At 57.8% G+C, this 17,652-nt stretch carries 15 protein-coding genes; 8 read left to right on the top strand and 7 right to left on the bottom strand.

Translation table 11 applies throughout. The features are described 5' to 3' along the window. Window positions 1-240 precede the first annotated feature (240 nt). Complete coding sequence (locus OS189_RS17625; protein WP_267168660.1) at window positions 241-1,398, top strand: hypothetical protein; 1,158 nt, start codon at window positions 241-243, stop codon at window positions 1,396-1,398. A 39-nt stretch (window positions 1,399-1,437) separates the two neighbouring features. On the opposite strand, the gene OS189_RS17630 is transcribed toward OS189_RS17625, so the two are convergent. Then, window positions 1,438-2,400 carry an SRPBCC family protein gene (locus OS189_RS17630; protein ID WP_267168661.1) on the bottom strand — a complete coding sequence of 321 codons (963 nt, stop codon included), beginning with the start codon at window positions 2,398-2,400 and terminating at the stop codon, window positions 1,438-1,440. A gap of 268 nt (window positions 2,401-2,668) precedes the next feature. On the opposite strand from OS189_RS17630, the gene OS189_RS17635 reads away from it, so the two are divergent. The 3 genes from OS189_RS17635 to cls all read left to right on the top strand — a co-directional run bounded on the left by OS189_RS17635 (window position 2,669) and on the right by cls (window position 6,322). Beyond that, a complete protein-coding gene (locus tag OS189_RS17635) occupies window positions 2,669-3,766 on the top strand; it encodes an HlyD family secretion protein (RefSeq protein ID WP_267168662.1) in 1,098 nt (365 codons plus the stop codon). A 9-nt stretch (window positions 3,767-3,775) separates the two neighbouring features. After that, window positions 3,776-4,813, top strand: a complete 1,038-nt coding sequence (locus tag OS189_RS17640; protein ID WP_267168663.1) for an FUSC family protein — start codon at window positions 3,776-3,778, stop codon at window positions 4,811-4,813. A gap of 78 nt (window positions 4,814-4,891) precedes the next feature. Beyond that, window positions 4,892-6,322, top strand: coding sequence for a cardiolipin synthase (cls, locus tag OS189_RS17645; RefSeq protein WP_267168664.1), 1,431 nt, complete (start codon window positions 4,892-4,894; stop codon window positions 6,320-6,322). A 66-nt stretch (window positions 6,323-6,388) separates the two neighbouring features. Here the strand turns inward: cls and OS189_RS17650 are convergent, their stop codons facing one another. Next, complete coding sequence (locus OS189_RS17650) at window positions 6,389-7,624, bottom strand: urate hydroxylase PuuD (protein WP_267168665.1); 1,236 nt, start codon at window positions 7,622-7,624, stop codon at window positions 6,389-6,391. A 101-nt stretch (window positions 7,625-7,725) separates the two neighbouring features. Here OS189_RS17650 and OS189_RS17655 point away from each other — a divergent pair, with 101 nt between their 5' ends. Then, entirely contained in the window at window positions 7,726-8,646 is a 921-nt protein-coding gene (locus OS189_RS17655) for a LysR family transcriptional regulator (protein ID WP_267168666.1), read from the top strand. Here the strand turns inward: OS189_RS17655 and uraH are convergent. Further along, window positions 8,631-8,984 carry a hydroxyisourate hydrolase gene (uraH, locus tag OS189_RS17660; protein WP_267168667.1) on the bottom strand — a complete coding sequence of 118 codons (354 nt, stop codon included), beginning with the start codon at window positions 8,982-8,984 and terminating at the stop codon, window positions 8,631-8,633. The two genes, OS189_RS17655 and uraH, sit on opposite strands and share 16 nt — an antisense overlap. 143 nt (window positions 8,985-9,127) lie before the next feature. Here uraH and puuE point away from each other — a divergent pair, with 143 nt between their 5' ends. From puuE to OS189_RS17675, 3 genes are read left to right on the top strand one after another with little or no spacing between them, the layout of a single operon-like run. After that, on the top strand, window positions 9,128-10,540 hold the full coding sequence (gene puuE / locus OS189_RS17665; protein ID WP_267168668.1) for an allantoinase PuuE: 1,413 nt from the start codon (window positions 9,128-9,130) through the stop codon (window positions 10,538-10,540). After that, window positions 10,537-11,022: an ureidoglycolate lyase gene (locus OS189_RS17670; protein WP_267168669.1), complete on the top strand. Its 486-nt coding sequence runs from the start codon at window positions 10,537-10,539 to the stop codon at window positions 11,020-11,022. The genes puuE and OS189_RS17670 overlap by 4 nt, the downstream gene beginning before the upstream one ends. A gap of 53 nt (window positions 11,023-11,075) precedes the next feature. After that, complete coding sequence (locus OS189_RS17675; RefSeq protein ID WP_267168670.1) at window positions 11,076-12,509, top strand: uracil-xanthine permease family protein; 1,434 nt, start codon at window positions 11,076-11,078, stop codon at window positions 12,507-12,509. A 57-nt stretch (window positions 12,510-12,566) separates the two neighbouring features. On the opposite strand, the gene OS189_RS17680 is transcribed toward OS189_RS17675, so the two are convergent. From OS189_RS17680 to OS189_RS17695, 4 genes are all read right to left on the bottom strand, one after another. Further along, window positions 12,567-13,559: a type I glyceraldehyde-3-phosphate dehydrogenase gene (locus tag OS189_RS17680; RefSeq protein ID WP_267168671.1), complete on the bottom strand. Its 993-nt coding sequence runs from the start codon at window positions 13,557-13,559 to the stop codon at window positions 12,567-12,569. A gap of 118 nt (window positions 13,560-13,677) precedes the next feature. Continuing rightward, entirely contained in the window at window positions 13,678-14,886 is a 1,209-nt protein-coding gene (locus tag OS189_RS17685; RefSeq protein WP_267168672.1) for an alanine racemase, read from the bottom strand. A gap of 26 nt (window positions 14,887-14,912) precedes the next feature. After that, window positions 14,913-16,259, bottom strand: a complete 1,347-nt coding sequence (locus tag OS189_RS17690) for a D-arabinono-1,4-lactone oxidase (RefSeq protein WP_267168673.1) — start codon at window positions 16,257-16,259, stop codon at window positions 14,913-14,915. A 104-nt stretch (window positions 16,260-16,363) separates the two neighbouring features. Beyond that, a complete protein-coding gene (locus OS189_RS17695; RefSeq protein WP_267168674.1) occupies window positions 16,364-17,596 on the bottom strand; it encodes a D-amino acid dehydrogenase in 1,233 nt (410 codons plus the stop codon). Window positions 17,597-17,652 lie beyond the last annotated feature (56 nt).

The following is a 17,652-nucleotide window of genomic DNA, read 5'->3' on the forward strand; positions in this document are numbered from 1 at the left end:
TTGAGTGTGGGCCTTTTTTTCGCCGTGGACTGACAATTGGGGGAGGCTGGGGTGCAGGCATCTACTCGGTGTACCCTTAGACGTAACGCGTACTAGCGGGTGTACGGGGGCTCTGATCATTGCTGCTTTTTACGTTATTCGGATAACCAGACATGCTACTGCATGGTGTGAGGGTAACCCTTGGCATTGTTCATCGTATCCCATATGCAGTCCGATATGCCCTTAGATTTATAGACAAAAATGAATTCTACATCGGCTGGCGCTGACCAGATAGAGAGGTTGAAAGCCTCTGTTGCGGGGCATGTAGCGACGTTGTTTACGCGCCCTTCAAGCTTGAAGTTCGGCGAGCGGGGCCGTGAATGGTCCTGGCGTTGGGGGTATTGGGGGCGGGCTCTTTCAAAACTTTATTGCGCTACCGGCGATCCGGACCTCCTCGCGCTTTTTGACCAGACACATCAAGGCTTCCGAGCGTATCGTGACGACAGCTTGAGGCTTCGGGATGATTTGCGCGGCAGGGTTATGAAGACGTGGGGCACACGGTTGCGCGGCCAAAACGACAAAGGCCACAGAGCGTGTGAGGTCGAGACGACGGGGCTGTTGCTGTTGCCCTATACCGATCTGCTCCTGCGTGCAGGTGACGAACTGCCCGAGAATCTGCGTGCCGGTTTGATCGAAACGGTGCGGCAGGGGCTGGATGCCCACGCCCGCGAGTTTCTGGAGCATCCTCCCTCTGATGGCGGGTATTTCGTGTCCGAATGGACCGGCGGAGTAGAACCGCTGAACCACACCCATCTGTATGCAGCCGTTGCGGCCGAGGCATTTGGGATCACCGGTGAAGAACGCTATTTGAAGATTGCGCAACAGGCGTATGCGTTTTTCAGGCACAACTGGTTCGAGGAAGAAAACCGCACGGTGTCGTGGGCGTATGCGCCGACACCCGACAGCAGCAATATGATGCACGCACCACAGGTTTTCGGGCAGCCGGGGTTTGATCATGCGGTTGGTGGCGAGCTATTTTTTAAAGCGGGTGTGACAATCGAATTGCCGCTTGCGATGTACCGCATCGGCCTGATTGACCGGACCGATCTGGAACTGATCGCTGCATCGCTGCGGCAGAATGTTCTGGTAGGCCGCACCACCGTCAACATGTATATCAGCCCGCGCAAAATATTGCCCGACAGGCTGCAGAAGAGACAAACGCAGATGATAAAACCGGAATACATCTCAATGTACTACCGGCTGGCCCCGTTCGATCCGTTTATGGAAGGCAGACTTGATACATTGATCGATGCCCGAACGGACTGGTTTCCAGACGGGTTGAAGGATGGTTCGGCGGCACTGTTTGCCGCTGCTTTCCGCGCATTCGAGCCGCGGGGCCGGTTTTACCATACGTGGTAGATGTCGCGCCTGCAGGGGCGGGGATTACCCCCGCGTGCCTCAGCGCGCGCTAAGGGCAATCTGCCGCTTTTCTGCTCGGGATTTGATGAGGATTAGAATAACTTCATGAAAATCTTCGAAAAAGAACCGGTGCCAGAATTTGGCGTAGGCCCCCAGATTTGAATTGTCATAGGTGCGTGTGTGCAGCGTCAGGCGGGTTTTGCCGGCAAGCTCGTCAAGCGTGTATCCGCCTGAAAGCACGTTGAAATATCGACCACCCACTGTGATATGCGGATCTTCGATGCCCTCGGCGGCCCAGCCGTCAGGGAACGCGAAGGTCCACTCGATGCGGCGGTTTGAATCAATCGCGGTGATATGTTCGCGAAAATGCACATGCTCACCCCAGTGGGAATGGCGCACAGTGGCGTCCGGCCCCTCCTGCCAGATGGCATGGGTCGGCTTGGGCACACCCAGCAAATGGGAGGCGCGTGTGGGGATTTCGTTTGCTGCGATGTCGGGAATGGTTTTGAGCATATCAAACACCATGGCAACGGGCGCGTCAATAACAATACTGTTTGAAATCAGATAGGTACGCGGCTGCGTCGGCAGCATATCCAGCATGAACAGGGCAAGCACGGGCAGCGTGATTATCTTCAACGAGCTATGTCTGCCTGACAGCCAGCGCTGCGCCGTGAGGTAGATAACACCGCCCACAAGGGTTCCGATGATGATCGGCACAATCGCCATTGCCACACAGATCAACCCCTCCAGCCCGGAAACGAGGGATCCCAGAACCGACAGCAAAGAGATGCCAACCAGCCAGACAAGTGCGCCGCCGAACGAGCGGAACGTCCCCGCAGGGCGAAAATGCAGGATGACGCATCCGGCAATGACCGGAAGGCCGATCAGGAACCCGAAACTGACGGTATTCACGCCAAGCGCCAGCATCACCGCAAAAAGGCCCAACATTCCTGCGGCAAGCGCGAGCGCCGGAGCAAGAACTCTGATAGTTTTCGCGAACATGGGCTGGTTGCGTGCCTTCTATCTGGGTGTAGTGTGTGACAGATGTGAGTGAGTCCGATGGCATGCGCAAGTGCGAAGACTGTTGCAGGCGTTAAGTGCGCGAAAAACAATGCGTTGTGCGGTCGAGGTTTAGCAGGCTTTTGGCGATGTCGCTGGAATGTGGGGATGCTGTGGTCTAGGTTCGCCCAGAGTTTATTGCTGCGAAACGGGTTGTGCGCAATGGCGCAGCGTTGCCGCAATCAGCGAGATTACTGAAAAGGAACATGGCATGACGGAAACCACTCAGGAACAGACAGAAGACCGCAATCCGGCAAAGGGCATTGCCGTGATCGTGATCGTTGCGTTACTTGTGCTGACGGTTATCTACGCCCTCAGCGACCGGCTGACGCCGTCGTCGTCACGTGGTGTGGTTTCGGCGCATGTTGTGCAGATCGCCGCGCGTGTTTCGGGTGAAGTGACGCGGGTTTTTGTTGCAGATGATGCGGTGGTGCAGGCAGGTGATCCGCTGTTCGCGCTGGATGCCCGCCCGTTCGAGCTTGCTCTGGCGCAGGCCGAAGCAAATCTGACATCCACAATACAGGGAATAGATGCCTCGGGCGCGTCTTTGGTGGCGGCGCAGGCGGGTGTGACGCAGGCGCGTACCGCATTGGAAACCACGCAAAGCGAGACGGACCGCGTACTGCGACTGGAAGAACGCGGCATCGTTTCAACAGCGCAGGCGGACGGCGCGCGCGGCAAACTGGCCGATGCCAAGGCACGGCTGACCACTGCCGAAGCAAATCTGGAAAGCGCGCGCAAACAGCTTGGCTCCCAAGGTGCTGACAACCCGGCGATCCTCGCAGCCCAGGCACAGCTGGAGCGCGCGCAATACGATCTGGCCTCAACCGTTGTTCATGCACCGCATTACGGTGTGGTAACAAACGTTATGCTTGCGCAGGGGCAGTTTGTGGGCGCGGGGAATCCTGCGCTTACGTTTATTGACGCAGATGCTGCATGGGTGACGGTTGATATGCGCGAAAACCAGCTTCAGGCGTTACAGGCGGGGGATCCGGCGCACCTGCTGTTTGACGCCGCCCCGGGCCGGATATTCGAGGGGCATGTGCAAAGTATCGCCTGGGGCATCAATCCGGGGCGCAACGTGCAGGGCGGGCTGGTGGTCAACCAGCCCAGCAACCGCTGGTTTGAACCTGCGCGCCGCATCCCCGTTCACATCGAACTGTCCGGCGGGATGCAGGCATGGCCCAAAACCACTCGCGTTGGTGGCAAGGTTCACGTGGTTGTGTTTGCCGGAGGGCAGGGTAACCCGCTGGCCTGGATCGCCTCTGCAATGCAGCGGGTACGCTCGTTTGCCAGTTACCTTCACTAGGGGGCCGCGATGTATGTGACGCCGCGTCCAACCCTTGCCGAAGATCCGCTTTATGCTGTGCGCCTTGGCCTGACAGGTGCGCTGGCCTATGCGGCCATACCGCTGATCAATCCAGCTTTACCGCCGATTATCGCGGCGCTGCCCGTCGGGCTGATTGCCGCGCAGCGCAAGGCATACAATCCGGTCAAGATGATCGCCGCGCCGGTTGTGATGATTGTGCTGGTCTATGTGATGACGTGGCTGGTTGAACAATTGCGCCCGATGCCGCTGGTTTATGTGGGTGCGATGTGGCTGACCTATTTCATGGCCTTCCGCATGATCCTGAAAACCGGTGCACCGGCGGGGATGCTGATTATTATCGTCGCTGTGTTGATGTCGGTGATGGGGATGCATGGCACCGCCACCGTCGAGACGATGCGCGACGGGTTTGTGCAGGCGGCGCTTGTGGCGGCGGTGCTGGGGCCGGTTGTGTATCTGCTGGTCCCGGCGCGCACAAAGGAAATGCATGTGGATGAACCTGTCCCCAGTCCGGGCCGTGTGGAGACCGGTGCCGCCATTCGGGCAACGGCGCTGCTGGGGCTTTCGTTCTGGCTGTATTCGGTGATGCAGCCCTCGGATATGATGATGGCAATGGTTGCGGCGATGGTGATTGTGTTTCCCACCCGCACCGCCGTCTGGTCAGAAGCGGGGCAGCGGGTGCGCGCAACTCTTTACGGCAGCGGCGTCGCGATCGTAATCCTGGCGTTGTTTGTGTTCTCACAGCACCTGCTGATCCTGTTGGGCCTTGTTTTTCTGTCAGGGCTATATTTCGGCAGCAGAATGCTTGAGGGGCCACAGCCCAGCATGGTGTATCAGTATGCGTTTTCGGTAACACTGTCGCTGGTGGCAGGCGCCCTGTCGACGCAAGATCCCGGCTATGCCACTTTCACGCGTATTGTGCTGACAATGGCCGGGGCGTTTACGGCGGCCTATGTTGTGGCCCTGTTGGATTTGTTGACAAACTGGCGCGGCAGCGATGCCCCGCACCCGGCCAACATACCCGCCTGACATGGTAAAGCGGCCTATCATAATTTCCGGTGTCCGTGCAGCCCGCTGCCAGCAGAATTATTCTAAGGAACTTTGCGCATGAATATACTACTGATCCTGCACGCATTGGTGGTCGTCGGTTTTACCTTGCGTATATTGATGCGCTCCAACCTGTCACCGCCTGCACGGTTGGCGTGGATCGTGGTGCTTGGGGTTTTGCCGGTTGCGGGCACCGTGGTTTATTTCCTGTTTGGCGAAGACGAAATCGGCAAGACCGGCAGGGCGGCACGCACGGAAATCTTTGATCGTATTCGCACCGATGCGGCCCCGATAATGGGCAATGCCGATGATCTGCCGACGCTGATTGATCCGCTGTATCAACCCGCATTTGCCTATTGCGGCTCGATCAACGGATTTTATCCGATGGCGGGCAATACGGCGCAGCTGATGGCTGATGCAGCCGATACGCGGCGGCACATGATTGCCGATATCGACGCGGCCTCCGATCACGTGCATGTCCTGTTCTACATCTGGCTGGAAGATGACACCGGCACCGATCTGGCCGAAGCATTGATGCGGGCAGCGCAGCGCGGCGTGACCTGTCGAGCCATGGCCGATGGCATGGGCTCGCGGGTGATGATCCGGTCAAAGCTGTGGCAGCGAATGGCGGATGCGGGGGTGCAACTGGCTGTGGCTCTGCCGCTTAGCAATCCCGTTCGCACCATGCTGTTCAGCCGGATTGACCTGCGCAACCACCGTAAAATCACCGTCATCGACGGTGCGATAACCTATTGTGGCAGCCGTAATTCTGCCGACCCCGAATTTCGGGTCAAAGCAAAATTCGCACCGTGGGTCGATATCATGGTCCGTTTTCAAGGGCCGGTTGTGGCGCAGAACCAGTTGCTGTTTGCCAGTGATTGGATACGCGCCACCGGAGAAAAACTGGACCCGCTCGCTATTCCCGCCACACCTTCGGCAGAAGGTTTCGCGGCACAGGTGATGGGTGACGGCCCGACAGAGCGGCACGGCGCAATGCCACAGCTTTTCTCGACCTTGCTGGCAAATGCGCGTCGGGAGGTGACGATCTCGACACCGTATTTCGTGCCCGATGCCACAGTGATGGATGCCCTTTGCGCCACGGCAAAGCGGGGAGTGTCGGTTACACTGATTTTCCCGATGGTGAATGACAGCTGGATTGTGGCCGCCGCCAGCCACAGCTATTACCGCAGGCTGGTTGAGGCGGGGTGCGTGATCCATGAGTTCACGGATGGTCTGTTGCATGCCAAAACGCTGACAATTGACGGTAAAGTCAGCATGATCGGCTCGTCAAACCTCGATCTGCGCAGTTTTGATCTGAATTATGAAAACAATATCCTGCTACAGGATGCGGAATTGACCCGCGACATCCGCACACGCCAGCAGGATTACATATCCCGTTCTGCACCTGTGACATTCGCCGACATCTCGGCATGGCCGTTCTATCGTGTGATCTGGAACAATATCATCGCGACGATCGGTCCCGTTCTGTAGAGGGCTGCCTTGGCATCAGGGAGGTGGCAAGGGCAACACATCACAGGCGGCATGTGGTTGCGCGTATCAATCCGCGCGGGCGTTGCGCACCCAAGCGACGATTTTGCCACGGTTTTCTGGCGTCATTGTCGCTATCGCGTTCGGGGGCGGCATTGCGTTGCTCAGGCCTGCGTGCAGGAAAATCTGCTCTGCGTAGCGGGCCACATCACTTTGTGTTTCCAGCACGACGCCTTTGGGCGCCCAATGCATCCCCTCCCACGCGGGTTCGCGCGCATGACACATGGAGCAGTTACCCAGCACTACGTCATAGGCCTCCTCAAACCCGTCGGCAGAGGCGTATTGCTGCTCGTACGGGGTCAGATCGCGGCTCTCGGCCAGCTCATAGGTGTCGGGGCCGCGCACTGTGGACAACCAAGCAATAATGATCATTAAGATGACCGTCACGGCCCATGTCCAGTTTGGGCCTTTGCCGGTGGCGTGCATCGTGTTGAAGTAGTGGCGGATCGTAACACCCGTCAGGAAAATCAGGCTGGCGATGATCCAGCTGTATTCTGTGCCAAAAGCAAGCGGATAGTGGTTTGACAGCATCAGGAAGATGACAGGTAGTGTCAGGTAATTGTTGTGGGTCGAGCGTAGTTTGGCGATTTTGCCGTATTTTGCGTCCGGTTTGCGGCCTGCCTTGAGGTCGGCCACAACGATGCGTTGGTTCGGCATGATCTGGAAAAACACATTCCCCGTCATGATTGACGCCGTAAACGCCCCCAGATGCAGCAACGCTGCGCGGCCTGTGAAAATCTGGTTGTACCCCCATGCCATCGCCACCAGTAGCGCAAACAGCAGCAGCATCAGCAGGGTTGAATGTTCGCCCAGCTTTGACTTGCACATGAAATCATAGGCAATCCAGCCAATAGTCAGCGATGCCCCCGAAATCAGAATGCCCTGCCACAGCGACAGATCAGCCTTTGTCGGGTCCAGCAAATACAATTCACCCCCCACCCAATAGACAATCATCAGCAGGGCAGCACCGGAAACCCATGTGATATAGCTTTGCCATTTGTGCCAGATCAGATGTTCGGGCATGTTTTCAGGGGCGACCAGATATTTCTGGATGTGATAGAACCCGCCGCCATGCACCTGCCATTCCTCACCGTGGACACCCGTAGGCGCATTGGCCGCCTTGCGCAGCCCCAGGTCCAGCGCGATGAAAAAGAACGATGCGCCGATCCATGCCATCGCTGTGACCACATGCAGCCAGCGCACCGCAAAGGCGATCCAGTCCCAGATAATGGCAAAATCGTACATGGCAGGCTCCCCGAGTCTCTGATTTTTTCGCAAGTCTAGGCGAAAGCTCATTCTTCTGGTATCACCGCTTAATACCAAAGAGCATCAAAAAAAGACTGATAATGGCCTATCTCGACAACATCCGCACTTTTGTGCGTGTCTATGAATTGGGCAGTATGTCTGCGGCGGGGCGTGATCTGCGAATTTCGCCTGCGGTCACATCGTCGCGGATTTCCCAACTGGAAGACCACCTGAGCGTGCGACTGTTCCAACGTACCACCCGCAGCCTGACACCGACAGAGCAAGGCAAGGCGTTTTATAGCGGCGCGGCCGAGATTTTGGAAGCGGTCGACAATGCCGAAGCCAAAGTTGTGAACCTAACCGAAAACCCTAAAGGGTCATTGTTTGTCGCGGCTCCGCTGGGGATCGGTCGGCGGCTTGTCGCGCCGCTGGTGCCGGGATTTGTCGGAGATTATCCCGATGTCTCCGTCCGGTTGCGCCTGACGGACCGCACAGTTGATCTGACAACCGAAGGTCTTGATCTGGCGTTTTTTCTGGGCCAACCCGAGGATAGCAACCTGCGCATCCGCAAGATAGCCGATGTAGAGCGCGTGTTGTGCGCCAGCCCTGAATATGTCGCTGCGCGGGGCAATCCCGCTTCAGGTGCCGACCTGGTCGGCGATGGGCATGATTGTCTGATCCTACGCTTTCCCGGCGCGACGGAATTCCAGTGGCGTCTGACCACCCCCGAGGGGTCGAAACGGTTTCGCGTAAAGGGCCGGTTTGAATCAGACGATGGCGATGTGCTGACGGACTGGGCATTGTCGGGCAACGGAATTGTGATGAAACCGGTTTTTGACGTGGCCGAACACTTGCGGGCAGGGCGACTGGTCGAGGTGGCCGCACAAACGCCACCGGTTCCGATCCAGATGGCATGCCTGTTCACCCACCGCAGGGGGCAGGATCCGAAATCACGCCTGTTTATGGAATACGTGATTTCGCGGATCAGCGATGTTGTGACGGGCGCTCAGCTGCCGCGATAGGTCGAGTATCCGAACGGCGACAGCAGCAGCGGCACGTGGTAATGTGACTCCTCTGACATGCCGAAACGCAGCGGGATAACATCCAGAAAGCGTGGGCTTTCGGGCGGTGTGCCGGTGGCATCCAGATATTCACCGGCGTGAAACCGCAATTCGTAAGTTCCGGTCTGGAAATGCGCGGCTGGCAAGATCTGCTCGTCCGTGCGGCCATCGTCATTGGTGGTCAGGGTTTTCAGGTGGGAGCGCGTTTCGCCTTCGATCCTGAAAAGCTCGATCTTGAGGCCTTGCGCCGGACAACCGCGCGCGGTGTCCAAAACATGGGTGGTCAGAAATCCGGTCACGATATTCTCCTCGACTTTGATACCTTATAGGCAGAAACTTTTCATATCAGCAAAGCGTGCCCGCCCGAAGGCTCTTTCGCTTTTTTTTTGAAAACCGATATGATTGTTTTGAAATATACGTGCGTGACCAAGGAGGTGCGACAGTGCAAAGATACCCGCGTGATATGACAGGTTACGGTGCAAAGCCGCCTGCGGCAAACTGGCCGGATGGTGCGAAGATTGCTGTGCAAATTGTACTTAATTATGAAGAGGGTGGCGAAAACAACATTCTGCACGGGGATGCCGCATCCGAAGCGTTTCTGTCAGAGATCACCGGTGCCGCCCCTTGGCCGGGGCAGCGACACTGGAACATGGAATCGATCTACGAATATGGCGCGCGCGCGGGGTTCTGGCGGCTGCACCGGATGCTGGGCGATCTGCCAGTCACTGTCTACGGCGTTGCAACCGCGCTGGCCCGCGCACCCGAGCAGGTGGCCGCGATGCAGGAATCGGGCTGGGAAATCGCCAGCCACGGTTTGAAATGGGTCGAGCATAAGGACATGCCCGAAGACGAAGAGCGCGCCCAGATTGCCGAGGCGATCCGCTTGCATACCGAAGTTACCGGTGAAGCGCCGCGCGGCTGGTACACGGGGCGCTGTTCTAACAACACCGTTAAGTTGGCCGCTGAAACCGGGCAGTTCGCTTACGTCGCGGACAGCTATGCCGATGATCTGCCGTACTGGTTGGATTTTGACGGCAAAAGCCAGCTGATTGTGCCCTACACAATGGATTGCAACGACATGCGATTTGGCATTCAGGCAGGGTTTACCACGGGCGACCAGTTCGAAAGCTATCTCAAGGACAGTTTTGATTACCTTTACGAAGAAGGCGAGGCCGGTGCGCCGAAGATCCTGTCTATCGGGTTGCATTGCCGCATTATTGGCCGTCCGGGTCGTGCCGCGGCCCTGCGCCGCGCGATAGAGCATTTCAAATCACACGAAGGCGTTTGGTTTGCCACACGTCTGGAGATTGCGGAGCATTGGGCAAAAGAACATCCCGCCAAGCCGCAACTGCGTGCCTCGCAAATGGACCGTGAGACGTTCGTGGCCGAGTTTGGCGGCATTTTCGAACATAGCGCATGGGTGGCGGAAGGGGCTTATGATCTGGAACTGGGGCCAAGCCATGACTGCGCCCAAGGGGTGCATCAGATGATGGTCCGCGTGTTCCGCAGCGCCGACGAGGACAAGCGTCTTGCCGTGTTGAATGCGCACCCTGATCTGGCTGGAAAACTGGCGGCAGCCAAGCGGCTGACGGCGGAATCCACAGCCGAGCAGGCCTCTGTCGGGCTGGATGCGCTGACAGACGGTGAACGCGCCGAATTTGTCGCGCTGAACGATGCCTATACCGCCAAGTTTGGCTTTCCTTTCATTATTGCAGTGCGCGACAACACCAAGGCATCAATCATGGAAGCCTTCAAGCGGCGCATCGACAATGACCGCGACATCGAATTTGCACAGGCCTGCAAGCAGGTGGAACGCATTGCGCAACTGCGCCTGATCGAAAAGTTCGCACAGTGAGCCAGCGCATCAAGGTAGAACCCCTGACCGCGCAGACGCTGGCCCCTTACGGGGATGTGATGGATGCGTCGGGCGCAGCAGACAAGATGATCAATCAGGGAAGGTGCGCGCGTTTCCACAACAGGGCGCGTCTGGATTTTTCCGACGGTGCGGCAGGCATCAGCATTTTCAAAAGCGACAAAGCCACGCTACCGCTGCAACTGGAACTGGTCGAGCGGCACCCGCAGGGCAGTCAGGCATTTATTCCGATGTCTGACGATCCGTTTCTGGTGGTGGTTGCACGCGACAACAACGGCACGCCGCAAAACCCGCGTGCCTTTTTGACGCAATCGGGTCAGGCGATCAATTTTCATCGCGGCACGTGGCATGGCGTACTCACGCCATTGGTTGATGCGGCGCTGTTCGCCGTGGTTGACCGGATCGGGGACGGCGCAAATCTGGAGGAATACTGGTTTCCAACGCCATATATCATCGAAAACTAAAACAGACTGGTGAAAAAAATATGCCAGCAAAAGCAACAATAGGGACGGACATTATGACAACAAATTCAATCGGGACACCGGAACAGCTCCGCGATCCCAATTTCACACCTGCGCTGCATCGCGCGATCCCGTTGGGGATACAGCACGTACTGGCGATGTTTGTGTCCAACGTAACGCCAGCGATCATTATCGCAGGTGCGGCGGGTTTCGGTTTCGGGTCAGACGCAGGGGCGCAGGGCTTCCCTGACATGACCTATCTTATCCAGATGTCGATGCTGTTTGCAGGTATCGCCACCTTGTTCCAGACCATCGGCTTTGGTCCGGTCGGGGCGCGTCTGCCGATCGTACAGGGTACGTCGTTCGCGTTTATTCCGATTATGATTCCGCTGGTTGCAGGAAAAGGTGTCGAGGCGCTTCCGGCGCTGTTTGGCGGGGTTGTTATCGGCGGTTTGTTCCACACCCTGATCGGTACGTTTATCGGCAAAATCCGCTTTGCCCTGCCGCCGCTTGTGACTGGCCTTGTGGTGACCATGATCGGTCTGGCCTTGGTCAAGGTCGGCATCCAGTATGCCGCTGGCGGTGTGCCGATGATCAACAACCCCGAATACGGATCGATGCTTAACTGGTCAGCGGCGCTGGTCGTTGTGTTTGTTACCCTTGCCCTCAAGTTTTACGCGCGCGGTATGCTGGCAGTCTCGGCAGTGGTGATCGGTATCGTGGTCGGGTATTTTTACGCCATGTTAATGGGGATGGTGACCCTTGAAGGCATCGCCACCAGCTGGGGCCGTGCCGCACCAATTGCCTTCCCAAGCCCGTTCAAATACGGCTTCGAAATCAGCTTTGCAGCGGTGATCGGCTTTTGTCTGATGGCATTTGTGTCGGCTGTGGAAACTGTGGGCGACGTGTCTGGCATCACCAAAGGCGGCGCGGGCCGTGAGGCAACCGAAGCCGAGATCACAGGCGCAACCTATGCCGATGGTATCGGTTCGGCTGTTGCGGGTGTCTTTGGCGGTTTTCCCAATACGTCTTTCAGCCAGAATGTGGGCCTGATTGCGATGACGGGCGTGATGTCGCGGCATGTGGTCACAATCGGCGCGATCTTCCTGATTATCTGCGGCCTGATCCCGAAGGTGGGCGCGGTGATCCGCACCATCCCGATCGAGGTTCTGGGTGGTGGCGTGATCGTAATGTTCGGTATGGTTGTCGCGGCGGGTATCTCGATGTTGTCGGACGTGAACTGGAACCGCCGCAACATGGTGATTTTCGCGATTTCGCTGTCGGTTGGCCTTGGCCTGCAACTGGACCCCAAGGCGGTTCAGTATCTGCCAGACGCCCTGCGTGTGCTGATGACATCGGGCCTGCTGCCTGCGGCACTGATCGCCATTGTGCTGAACCTGATCCTGCCCGAAGAACTTTCGGATGAGGCCACCGAGGAAGTATCAGGTGGCCACGCAGGACACGGCGAGGGATCGCTGCCCAAACATTGAAGTAGAACAATCTTCCCCGCCGGATCATACTCCGGCGGGGCGGGGCGGGCGCGCCGGTCAGGCCTGACGGTTGGCCATCCGGCGCGCCATATCTATCATACGGGCGGAAAACCCCCACTCGTTATCGTACCATCCGAAAATGCGCAGTTGAGTATCACCGATTGTCTGGACCTCGGGCAAGGCAAGGATCAGCGATTCAGCGCGGCCGCGCATATCGCGGGATACGCAGGGATCATCGGTTGTTCCGATTATGGCAGGCAGACCGGCCACCGCAGTGCGCAATGCATCAACGACATCGCCCGACAACGGCTTATCCAGTTGCAGGGTGGCATCAATGGCAGACACGCTCAAACTCGGGACGCGCACGGCGGCAACGCTGGTGCGCGCGCCAAGGTCGGGCAATACCTTTTCCAGCTCCTTTGCCGCACTTGTGGTGGTGGGCACCATTGATTCCGCCCCGGCACGGCTGCGCGCCAGATCACCGCGCGGTGCATCTACCATCGGCTGGCTGCTGGTATAGCAGTGTATCGTTGTAACGTGGGCGCGTGCGATACCGAACTTGCTATTGATCACATTCAGCATAGGCGCAATCGCGTTGGTGGTGCAGGAGGAGTTGGAGACAATCCGCGCGTCGCCAAGTGACTGCTCGTTTGCACCCATGACAATTGTTGTATCGGCAAACCCCGATGGCCCCGAGATCAGAACCGCACCGGCACCCGCCTTCAACCCGCGCTCTGCGCTGGCGCGCGAATGTACCTTGCCGGTACATTCCAGAACAACATCAGCCGCGGCAACTTCGGTGCCGCTCAGCTGGTCAAGGGCTGAAAACCGGATGAATTTCCCGTCGATACGCAATCCGCCCTCTTCGGCAATAACGTCAAAGGGCAAGGGGCCGAACGTGCTGTCGTATTTGAACAGATAGGCACAGGTTTCCAAAGGCGCGATATCGTTGATCAACGCAACGTCGATGTCGCTATGGCCAGGCTGGGTGAGGATCTGGCGCAGAATGGTACGCCCGATCCTTCCAAAACCGTTGATGACAATCCGCATCTTGTATTCCTATGATTGAAGTGCCCGATGCCTGCATTGAAAGTTACATCGCCGCAAGCGCTGCCGCAGTCATGTTCGATTTCTGCAACGGGCACAACCGCTGTGCAAGGCTGCAAGATCAGGCCGAAACGTTCATGGGTTCCCACATGTCCGTGATGACGCCGTTTGCGTAAACCGCTATATCGCCGAAATGAAGCAGCATCGCCTCGCTTTGGGTGGGGCGCAGGAAAACAAAGTCATCGGGTTGCAAATCAACACGCGCGCCGCCTGTCAACAGTTCCTGATTGGATGATCGCCCGTAGGTCGGGTTCAGGCCCAGCCCCGGTGGATCAACAGGTTTTGCTTTCCAATACCCGCCATGAATAAAAATACGCGTCGCCAAATTGGGGTTCAGCAGGTTCTTGAGACGGTCAAACCGTTCCAGCACGGGTGTTTGCATCGGCCCCAGTACCTTGAGCGCGGGCGTAGCGATAAACAGGGCAGGCGCATAATCCTGTAGCATGTCGGTGTCGAAATCGGTAGGCCGCAGCAGCGCCGAGCCGACCGAAACTTCGTTCGCGATGGTGGTGTCGGTGTATAGCCGGAATGTCGGGCTGCCGCCTGCGTTGCGTATCATCGTGCTGACGTAATCCGCGCCAAATACCACGCGCGCCTGATTAAGCGCTGCGGCATGGATGCCCCACGCCTTGCGCAGTGCCTTGTCGCGCAGGCCAAAAGTGTCGGGCAGCTTCGCGACATGCACTTCGTAGCCCAAAAAACCGTGCAGGGTGAGATGGGGGTGGCCATGTATCAGCGCCAGCGCATCCGCCAGCGCCTCACCGGGGACAAAGCCGCCGCGATGCAGGCCGACATCAATTTCCAACGATACCGCCAAAGTAAGGCTGCGCGCCTGTGCCAGATCGGCGTACTCGCGCAGACGCTGCGGCGTGTCGATCAGCCAGCCGATGCGCGCGCCGGATGCAGCGCCCTGATTGTTGGAATAAAACTGCGCGGCGGCTTTCACGGGAAACGGCTTGCCCAGCAGCTGATCCGCGTCGGGGAAGGCGTTGGCAAGTTCGTTCAACATCGGCGCGTTGAAGGTCATAAAACGGCTGGTCGCCGTGCCTTGCGACACCGCCTTCAGCAACGGGATCGAGGGCAGGGATTTTGCCACCAGCCTCAAGGCCATATCCGGTGCAAGGTCGTGCCGGAGCCTGCTGATATTGCGCTCAAGCCGGTCACGGTCCAGCACAAGGGTAGGCTGGGTGATGTCGGCAGCTTTCAGCGCGCTCTGGATACTAGAAAAGTAGGGATCGCGAGGGCCGCTTTTGTCTTGTCTTTTCAGCATGTGATGCCTTTCGGGTGATGCCGGCGTCAGTGGGCGGATACATCAAGGATTTTTGCAAGATGCGGATTGATGAAACGCCCTTTCGGGTCAAGCTCGGCCCTGAGTTTCCGGAACTCTCCGAAACGGGGGTATAATTCCGCCAGATCGCGCGCGCCGAGCGAATGAAGCTTTCCCCAATGAGGCCGCCCGCCGTGACGGCGAAAAACGGGTTCAATCAACTCGAAGAACCACATGTAATCATCAGGCTGATGTGCATGTACCGCAATCGAGATAAGCGGTGCGCCTTCGAACGGGCTCAGCCAGCCTGTATCGGCGGCAGTTTTGCGCACCTCAATGGGAAAGAATACATCCGGCCTGGTGCGTTCGATCACGTGCAAAACCTCGGCCAGCACATCCATCGCGCCCTTTACGGGCATGTGGTATTCCATCTCGTTAAAGACGGTTTTGCGCACACTGGCCAGCAAATCGAAACTGGTGCCGATCTGTTCCTCGTCTTTGGTTTTGCCCAGAAACGTATTCAGCAGGCGCCGCCGCAGTTTGGGCAGACGTTTGGTTGCGGTGCGCAGCAATCGAAGATCCCGCAAGGACGCTTCATCGTTGCTGGCGCCCTTGCGCATGTCCGGCCGGGTGGTTTCGTCATGGGTGAGTTGCAGGGCATAATCACAGAACGGCAGGACGAAAAATTCGAAATTGCGGTGCCTGTCCCAGAGGTCGTCCGCCTGCGCCATGATGTCTGCCAGTTTGCGCACAGTGCTTTTGCGATGCAGTTTGAATGCGGGGCGGACCGACAGACCGGTTTGCGTCAGGATACCCAGCGCGCCCAGCGATACGCGCGCGGCATCCAGCAGATCACGATCCGATGTGTCGTCGGCCTCGATCACATCGGCGCCGGCGGTCAGCAGCCGGACACTGCGCATTTCTCCCGCAACGCAAGGAAGATCCTGCCCCGTGCCATGGGTGGCAGTCATTGCGGCACCGGCGAGGGATTGCACATCAATGTCGCCAAGGTTCTTGAAGGCCAGCCCCTGCGCAAGCAGCGCTTTGGACAGGCTGTTGAGGGATGCACCGGCCTGAAGGCGCGCAACGGCCCCGCTGGTGTCCCTCCGCTGATCGAGGACTTCGCCTTGCATGTTGTCCAGCGAAATCAACGTGCCATCAGTTGCCGCCAGTGCCGTGAATGAATGGCCTGCACCGCACATGCGCAGCTTGCCTTGGGAGGCAGCAACGCCCTTGCGCAATTCGTTCTCGCATTCAGGGCGCAGTATTTGCGCAGGGCGGGCGGTGACAGAGCCTGACCAGTTTGACCATTGATGCGGCCCACCTGGGTGGGGCGACGCGGTTTTGGGGCGTGTGGTCGTTTCGGTTTCTGCCATGGGGCGGCCTTTGCGCTGGGGTGTTTTTCCCAGCTTACCAGCGATGTGCAACGCGTCCAGAGCAGATGACAGGCGCGGTTGGCCGCCGCCCCCGTAACGTGGGGTCAGCCTGCATTTTTCATCCGGCTTGCCTCTATAATATCCGCTGTGGCCTCGGCGGTGGCGGCGGACAATGTCCAGCCCAGATGCCCGTGCCCTGTGTTGTAGAACACGCCTTTCTTCGATCCCGGCCCGACCTTTGGCAACATTGACGGCAGCATCGGGCGCAACCCAGCCCAAGGCACACAATGCTCGGTTGAAACATCGGGAAAGAACGTCTCGCACCATTTGCGCAATGGCTTGATCCGGTCGTCACGGATATCGAGATTGTAACCGTTGAATTCCGCCGTTCCGGCGATGCGGAAACGGTTTTTGCCGAGGCGGGAAGTGACGATTTTTGCCTCGTCATCCAGCAGGCTGACCCAGGGCGCTGCATTGCGGGATTCATCTTCGTCCAGATTGACCGTGATGGAATAACCCTTGACCGGATAGATGTTCACACGGTCACCGAACTTTTGCGCAATTGCTCTGGAGCCGACACCGGCACAGACCACGATCCCGTCAAAATGCTCGTCCTGATCTTCGCCTTTTGAGCGCCAGCTCAGCTTCACGCCCGTACCTGTATGCTGGTAGTCACTGACATCGGCGTTGTAGTAGAACTTCACCCCCAATGCCTCGCACCCTTTTGAAAGCGCGCGTGCATAGAGGTGGATATCACCGGTAAAATCGCTTTCTGTATAATATCCGCCAAGGGTTTCGGTCTGTAATGCAGGTTCGATCTGCTGGACCTCTGCCGCCGAAACCTCGCGACGGTCCAGCCCCGCTTTGGTTAGCAGGTCGTTGACGCGGCGGGCATGGTCAAATTCGCCTTGGGATTTATAGACGTGCAGGATGCCGCGCTTTTCCATATCGAAATCAAATCCGATCTCGTCCGCGAAACGCAACAGGTGCTTGCGCGCCTCAATCGCCATTTTGGCCGTGGCTATTGTGTTGGCCTCGTAATTGGCGATGTTGCCCATAAATTCGGCCATCCATGACAGTTTGTGCCAGCTAGGTTTTGGGTTGACCAATAACGGCGCATTCGGGTTTAGCATCCACTTGAGCCCTTTGAATATCGTGCCCCAACGGGTCCAGACCTCAGCGTTTGATGCGCTTAACTGTCCGCCGTTGGCAAAAGATGTCTCCATCGCGGCATATCTGTTGCGGTCGAACACGCTGACGGAATAACCGCGCGAAGCGAGAGAGTAGGCGGTGGTGATTCCGGTGATACCGGCTCCGATGACTGCGATATGTGTCATTGGTATTGCTCTTTCATGTGACGCAAGGATGGCCGGACACAAAACGGCAGGCGCGC

Source organism: Sulfitobacter sp. F26169L (genome assembly GCF_026410285.1).
GTDB lineage: Bacteria > Pseudomonadota > Alphaproteobacteria > Rhodobacterales > Rhodobacteraceae > Sulfitobacter.

Excerpts from the sequence above, each read along its gene's own strand:
- OS189_RS17625 (WP_267168660.1), top strand. The coding sequence starts at position 241 with ATGAATTCTACATCGGCTGGCGCTGACCAGATAGAGAGGTTGAAAGCC.
- OS189_RS17630 (WP_267168661.1), bottom strand. The coding sequence starts at position 2,400 with ATGTTCGCGAAAACTATCAGAGTTCTTGCTCCGGCGCTCGCGCTTGCC.
- OS189_RS17635 (WP_267168662.1), top strand. The coding sequence starts at position 2,669 with ATGACGGAAACCACTCAGGAACAGACAGAAGACCGCAATCCGGCAAAG.
- OS189_RS17640 (WP_267168663.1), top strand. The coding sequence starts at position 3,776 with ATGTATGTGACGCCGCGTCCAACCCTTGCCGAAGATCCGCTTTATGCT.
- cls (WP_267168664.1), top strand. The coding sequence starts at position 4,892 with ATGAATATACTACTGATCCTGCACGCATTGGTGGTCGTCGGTTTTACC.
- OS189_RS17650 (WP_267168665.1), bottom strand. The coding sequence starts at position 7,624 with ATGTACGATTTTGCCATTATCTGGGACTGGATCGCCTTTGCGGTGCGC.
- OS189_RS17655 (WP_267168666.1), top strand. The coding sequence starts at position 7,726 with ATGGCCTATCTCGACAACATCCGCACTTTTGTGCGTGTCTATGAATTG.
- OS189_RS17675 (WP_267168670.1), top strand. The coding sequence starts at position 11,076 with ATGACAACAAATTCAATCGGGACACCGGAACAGCTCCGCGATCCCAAT.
- OS189_RS17680 (WP_267168671.1), bottom strand. The coding sequence starts at position 13,559 with ATGCGGATTGTCATCAACGGTTTTGGAAGGATCGGGCGTACCATTCTG.
- OS189_RS17685 (WP_267168672.1), bottom strand. The coding sequence starts at position 14,886 with ATGCTGAAAAGACAAGACAAAAGCGGCCCTCGCGATCCCTACTTTTCT.
- OS189_RS17690 (WP_267168673.1), bottom strand. The coding sequence starts at position 16,259 with ATGGCAGAAACCGAAACGACCACACGCCCCAAAACCGCGTCGCCCCAC.
- OS189_RS17695 (WP_267168674.1), bottom strand. The coding sequence starts at position 17,596 with ATGACACATATCGCAGTCATCGGAGCCGGTATCACCGGAATCACCACC.